This is a genomic window from Enterobacter sp. BNK-22, from assembly GCF_048684805.1.
Taxonomy (GTDB): Bacteria; Pseudomonadota; Gammaproteobacteria; order Enterobacterales; family Enterobacteriaceae; genus Enterobacter; species Enterobacter quasiroggenkampii.
Genome location: NZ_JBLQTT010000001.1, coordinates 1,271,488 through 1,277,588 on the forward strand (window position 1 = coordinate 1,271,488; position 6,101 = coordinate 1,277,588).

The window sequence follows — 6,101 nt, forward strand, 5'->3', positions numbered from 1 at the left end:
CCTTCGGGGCTTTATTTTTCTTATCAGCTAAATAACCGTACCATGCGGTCTAACTCATCCTCTTTCACGGCACGTGAAAGATAATATCCCTGAAAGTTTTTAACGCCCAGCGCGACGAGTTTCTCGAACTTTTCTTCGCTATCAACCCCTTCTGCAATACAGTCAGTGCCGGTCATGTCGCTATAAATCTGAATCGCTTTTATCAAATTGTAATCATTGTCATTTGCCACAAAGTGATCGACGATGTCCCGATCCAGTTTGAGTCCATCGAAATGGACCTGGCGCACCGGGAACATGGTTTGATGGTTTGAAAAGCAGTCATCCAGAAATAAACGACACCCCGTTTTGCGTAAATGCCGCATGGTTTCAGGGATCCTTTTATCCTTCGTCACGTCAATATCCTCTGCAAATTCAAAGACCAGCTTTTCCGCCCACTGCGGTTTAAGCAGCATATCGATGGCCTTACGTGCCATATCAGGCAAGGCATTTCCGGATGCCAGACGAGGCGGGATATTCACAGAAAAATAATATTTCCCGTTATACTTATTAATACCTGAAACGGCAGCATGGATGACCAACGCCGTTATTTGCAGCCATATCTCATGATTGGTAATATCCGTTAAAAAACTAGCAGGCTTGACAATTTTACCGTTTTTATTCCAGCGAATAAGTATTTCAAATCCAACACCTTTTTTATCACGATCGGTAATAATCTGATATGCCGGAAATATTTCCCGATTACGTAGGGCATTAAAAATGTCGGTTTCCTTCTCCGTAAGCCCCGTTTTTTGACGTGGGTGTTTAGCAGGCATTTCTGCTTTAAAATTATGCGGATCGTGTAGCCAACGCTTAATTAAGTGTAATTTAAGCACGCCTTCCTTACGGTGGGTATACACCGTTTTATTCGACAACCCCATTCTATCGCACATTTCTTTTACGGACATGCCGCGGTAGAAACTTAATAATACGTCAATTTCCCTTCGTGTTAACCACTTGAGATTTTCTTGCGCGGAAATATCCATGTAGCGTTCGCGTAATGCGCGAGAGCGATCCTTAAAACTTTTGTAATGGGTATGAAAACAGGCTATTACATCAGAAACGCTGGCTACGCGAATCAATGATAGTTGATAGCGGTTATTTAAAAGACTGCCAAGCGTGCGGTACAGCCAGCCATCGGGAATATCACCATACAGGGTGACATGCCGAATAACGGGGAGTGCATTAAGTATGGATGCCAGTCGCTTCAGGCTTTCCAGGAGGTTGACCACGCCTTTCCCGAGAAACACCACGATATGCGCATCCTGATTTTTAAGGATATTTTCAATATCCTGTTGAGATGCCTCATCTCCGTTAAAGTGGATTCGGGAAGCATGGATTCCGTATTTATTAAGGATCGAACAATATCCCTGGAATGTGAAACCGCAGGCTGAGATGACAAACTTATGTTCATCGCACGCCCCATTTCTGAGAGAAATTTTGTGGGTCATAACCTGCTCCTGGGCACCAAAGCGCCATTTCCATTTGAGTATGCGTAAATTTATTGCATCTGTTGCGAAGTATAATTTTACAGTAGCACCCAGGGTTAAGAAACTGTTATCAGTCTAATTCACCGGAACATCTTTGCGTTAATCACCCGCGTTTAAATATACTTTTCTTTTCAAATAACCACGGCAAATGTTTTATTCTCAGGGTATAATGAAAATTCCGAAAAAGAAGACTGGATACTTCATCTATCGGCTCATTCAAATACGAGAAAAATGCTATGGATAATCATATCTCATCCAGGGCCTTGCTACATCGAAGGGATGTCATAAAGAGCAATCCACGATTCGGTGAGGCAATATTAGAGCACTACACAATTAATGACACCATCTACAAAAAACAACCTTTGTTCTACAAGACAATGCTACAGGAATCACGGTTCAACATTATCCTCTCCATGTGTTGTTTTATTTTTGGAAATCAGGCCGAGTCAGTCTCAGAAATTAAAGAGTTATGCTCTCGCTATAAGATAGCCAGCCCCAACAGCGTTATTGCGATCATCACGATACTCAGAACCACCGGGCGCATCAGGACCTGGCGCTGTACGGAAGACAGACGCAAAACGAGAATCGCGCCAACCGAAAAAGGTCTGAATGAACTTAAGCGATATATGTCCGGCGCTTTTTTGCCCGTCAGCATTCTTTACCCAACATTCAATATTAACGTGAACCTGCTGGATAATGATATTTTGAGAAATAACTTCTTCCGCCGCGCGGCAGAATATCTTTTTCGGGGATTAACGTTCAGAAAGGTGTTGCCTGAAGTGGGATTATTTATCGATAAAGATGGCGGACGTATGATTATGCTTTATCTTTACCTGCAGGCCATGAAAAATAAATCTGCCCATGGTGCCGTCATCGACTATTCAGCCAGCACGCTCGCAAAAGAATTTTTTGTATCGCGCATCCACGTCAACCGGATTATCAAATCGGCTCAGGAGGCAGGCTATCTGAAAGATCGGGGTGATGGTCGGCTATCGGTCTATCCGGCGTTTATCGAACTCGTCGAAAATTATGCCGGGTTATATTTTGCGTATGTTACGCATTACATCAACGTTGTTCCTAAAGAGCGACGCCACGTTCACAACGTGACGTCAACCGTATAATCCACCAGGCGTTCGGTGTTCCGAACGCCGTTCACTTATCTTTCCCGCAGCGCCTCTTTTGCCTTGTTCAGCGGTTTCAACAGATAATCCAGAATGGTTTTGCTGCCGGTTTTAATATCAACGGTGGCAATCATGCCCGGAAAGACCGGAAATTCCTGACCCTGCTTATTGGTCAGATGGTTACTGTCGGTACGAATATAGACGCGATAGTAATAAACATCTCTTTTCACCTCATCCTGCAGGGTGTCCGGCGAAATCATGGTCACTTCCCCTTCCAGCCCACCGTAAATGGAGTAGTCATAGGCCGTCACTTTCACCAGCGCCTTCTGGCCGGGATGAATAAACGCCACATCGCGCGGCGAAATTTTCGCTTCTACCACCATCTGATCGTCAAGCGGAACCAGACTCATCAGCTTGCCGTTCGGCGGGATGACGCCGCCCACGGTCGTGACGTCAATATCCTTCACGATCCCGCGAACCGGCGCATTGAAGGTCAGTCGGGTTAGGGAGTCTTCCCGCCCCTTCATCACCGAACGCTGGGCTTCAATCTCCGCATTGGCTTTCGCCAGCTCTTCGCGGGCGCGGACGTAATACTGGTTTTTCATCTCGGTGATTTTATTCTCAAGCTCATTTTTTTGACGCTCAAGACGCAGCACCTCCACCTTGCTGGCCGCCCCCTGGGTCACCAGCGGACGGGTCAACGACAGCTCACGCTGCACCAGCTCGGCACCCTGACGTAAACCAGCCAGCCCTTTTTCAAGGCTCTCGCGACGGGACTGATAGAGCGCCGTTTCCTGCTTAACCAGCTCAACGTCGTCATCCAGCTCCTCGGGAAACGTCAGCTCCGTGTCGTTAACTTCGGCCTTCAGGCGTGCCGCCGTGGCCAGCGCCGCATTCAGACGCGACTCGCTCTCCAGCACGCTCGACTCGGTTTTGGTCCGATCAAGCTGCGCGAGCTGCTGGCCGCGCTCGACGATGTCGCCTTCGCGCACCATCAGGCTGTGGATAATGCCGCCTTCCAGGGACTGGATGACCTGCTCATGCGAAGACGGTATCACCTTGCCGCTGCCTGTCGTCACCTCATCAAGATGGAACAGGCTCGCCCAGGCGATAAACACCACCAGCAGGGCGAACAGGGACCATGCCACCAGGGTAGAGCGCGGAAGGCGAGGCTCCTTCAGTCGGCTATTAAAACGGGAGAAATCATTCATGCCGCGCCCTCCTCTGCAACCGCCGCCGGTTTCATGGTCACGGTGCGCTGTGCTGTCTTTTGCGGCGCCATACCATGCTGGTGCAGGATGGCGTCGCGCGGGCCGTCCATCACCACCTTGCCGTTTTCCAGCACGATGATGCGGTCGACCAGGTCCAGAATCGGCAGGCGATGCGTCGCCACCACCAGCGTGCGGCGCTTACCCAGCCATGTGTGAAGATGCTGAATAAACTGCTTCTCGCTCATTTCGTCCAGCCAGGCGGTAGGCTCGTCCAGCAGCAGAATAGTCGGCGAGGTGATCAGGGCGCGCGCCAGCAGCAGCGCCTGACGCTGTCCGCCCGAGAGGCCCGTTCCGCCCTCGTTGATGATAGTGTTCAGCCCCATTTTCTGTTTGCGCACAAACTCCAGCGCGCCACTGTTGACCAGCGCATGGTGAATCTCATCGTCGGTCGCCAGCGGGTTCCCCATCAGGATGTTGTCCCGCATGGAGCCAAAGAACAGACGGGCCTGCTGGCTCAGCAGCTGCATGTCGCGACGCACGTCGGCCGGATCAAGATGATTAAGGGCAATATCGTCCAGCAGAATGCTGCCCTGCTGCGGCTCTTGCATGCCCGCCAGAAGCTGTAACAGCGTGCTTTTGCCGGAGCCATTGCGCCCGAGCACCGCCACGCGTTCTCCAGCGCGGATCTGCAGCTTGCTGATGTTGAGCACGGTGAGTTTCTCTTCCTCGTCGTAGTAAAACCCGACGTCCTCAAGGGCATAGTCGCCGCGCAGGTGGGCTTTGTGCACCTTCTTGCCGTGCTGCGGATCGTCAATCGGCCGCTGCATCAGGTCGTCCAGCCCCTTACGGGCCACTTTTGCCGACTGCCAGCGCGAGAGCACGCCTGAGATCTGCGACAGCGGCGCAATGGTCCGCGACGCCAGAATCGAGGTACCCACCAGCGCACCGGTGGTCATGTCACCGCTGATGACCAGATAGCAGCCCACCAGCAGCACCACCGCGTAAACAATGGACTGCACCTCCTGGGTCCAGGTAAGCAGCAGGCCCGTCAGCCAGCGCTGCTTCATGCCGACGCTGGCGGCAACGTCGTTGGTGTTATTCCACTGGTTCTGGAAACGCTGCTCGGCGCGCATTAGCTTGATGTCTTCAATGCCCTGCACCGCTTCCACCAGCGTGGCGTTCCGAATGGCGGATTCACGCATCCCTTCGCTGGAGAGTTTCCCCAGCGGGCGCTGCACCAGCAGGCCCGGAATAAGCAGCAGCGGCACGGCGAGTAGGACTACCAGCACCAGCGGACCGCCAATCATCCACAGAATGAAGACGAACAGCAGGAAGAACGGCAGATCGGAAAGGGCCGCAATGGTCGTCGAGGTGATCAGCTCGCGCACCGACTCCAGCTCGCGGATCTGCGCGATAAACGATCCGGTTGATTTCGAGCGTGCGCCGTTTTTAATCCGCAGCGCGTGGGCAAAAACGCGTTCAGAGATGCGCAGATCGGCGCGCTTCCCCACCACGTCAGAAATGTGTACGCGCAGCATGCGCATGATGAATTCGAACACGATGGCAATCATCACGCCGCCAAACAGCACCCACAGCGTGGCTTCTGACTGCGACGGTACCACCCTGTCGTAGACCTGCATGGAGAAGACCATGCCGGAAAGCGCCAGCACGTTGGCGACCAGCGCCACCAGCATAATGTCGCTGTAGCGTCGCCAGTCCTTCAGCGCCAGCTGCCAGAACCAGTTTTTCTCATACGGTTTGATGTAGTCATCCACGCGGGCATCCGGCGTGGACTCGAGCGGGCGCAGCACCATCAGGCCCTTTAATCGCGACCCGAGCGCCTCGCGCGTCAGCGTCGTCTCAAGGCCGCCGTCGCCGCTGAACTGCAGGCTGACGTTGCCTTCGTTGTCCATGCGGTTGATCACCGCAATCTGCCCGCCGGTGAATTCCGCCAGCAGCGGCAGACGCCACGGATCGAGGGAGACCGCTTCCGCCGCCGCCACACGCATCCCCAGCCCAAGCTGGCGCGCCATCTCCTCCAGCACCAGCTGGCGCGGCGACTGGCTTTCATGGTTAATCGTGACCCGAACGTGCTCCACCGAAAAGTCCAGCCGGTAGTGCTTCGCGATGATGAGCATGCCCTGCAGCCAGGGTTCGTACTGTGGATGTGTCTTCATAATCTCCGGGTTAACGCAATTCGTGTAAAGAAACGCCAAAAGGCCGCGGGGATCGCTCCCCGCGGC

Annotated in this window: 4 protein-coding genes; 1 reads left to right on the top strand and 3 read right to left on the bottom strand. The window is 52.7% G+C overall.

Going from position 1 to position 6,101, the window contains the following annotated elements; translation table 11 throughout:
• Window positions 1-23 precede the first annotated feature (23 nt).
• Window positions 24-1,487 (bottom strand): EAL domain-containing protein, encoded by a 1,464-nt coding sequence (locus ACMGGE_RS05870; RefSeq protein WP_262790810.1) that lies wholly within the window; start codon window positions 1,485-1,487, stop codon window positions 24-26.
• Window positions 1,488-1,762: 275 nt separating this feature from the next.
• Between ACMGGE_RS05870 and ACMGGE_RS05875 the strand changes: the two genes are divergently transcribed.
• Window positions 1,763-2,647, top strand: coding sequence for a hypothetical protein (locus tag ACMGGE_RS05875; protein WP_048223123.1), 885 nt, complete (start codon window positions 1,763-1,765; stop codon window positions 2,645-2,647).
• A gap of 35 nt (window positions 2,648-2,682) precedes the next feature.
• On the opposite strand, the gene ACMGGE_RS05880 is transcribed toward ACMGGE_RS05875, so the two are convergent.
• Window positions 2,683-3,858, bottom strand: coding sequence for an HlyD family type I secretion periplasmic adaptor subunit (locus ACMGGE_RS05880; RefSeq protein WP_045910492.1), 1,176 nt, complete (start codon window positions 3,856-3,858; stop codon window positions 2,683-2,685).
• A complete protein-coding gene (locus ACMGGE_RS05885) occupies window positions 3,855-6,035 on the bottom strand; it encodes a type I secretion system permease/ATPase (RefSeq protein ID WP_420293506.1) in 2,181 nt (726 codons plus the stop codon). The genes ACMGGE_RS05880 and ACMGGE_RS05885 overlap by 4 nt, the downstream gene beginning before the upstream one ends.
• Window positions 6,036-6,101: the final 66 nt, after the last annotated feature.

Bases quoted from the DNA above. Each gene is read 5' to 3' on its own strand.
- ACMGGE_RS05870 (WP_262790810.1), bottom strand. From the start codon at position 1,487: ATGACCCACAAAATTTCTCTCAGAAATGGGGCGTGCGATGAACATAAG.
- ACMGGE_RS05875 (WP_048223123.1), top strand. From the start codon at position 1,763: ATGGATAATCATATCTCATCCAGGGCCTTGCTACATCGAAGGGATGTC.
- ACMGGE_RS05880 (WP_045910492.1), bottom strand. From the start codon at position 3,858: ATGAATGATTTCTCCCGTTTTAATAGCCGACTGAAGGAGCCTCGCCTT.
- ACMGGE_RS05885 (WP_420293506.1), bottom strand. From the start codon at position 6,035: ATGAAGACACATCCACAGTACGAACCCTGGCTGCAGGGCATGCTCATC.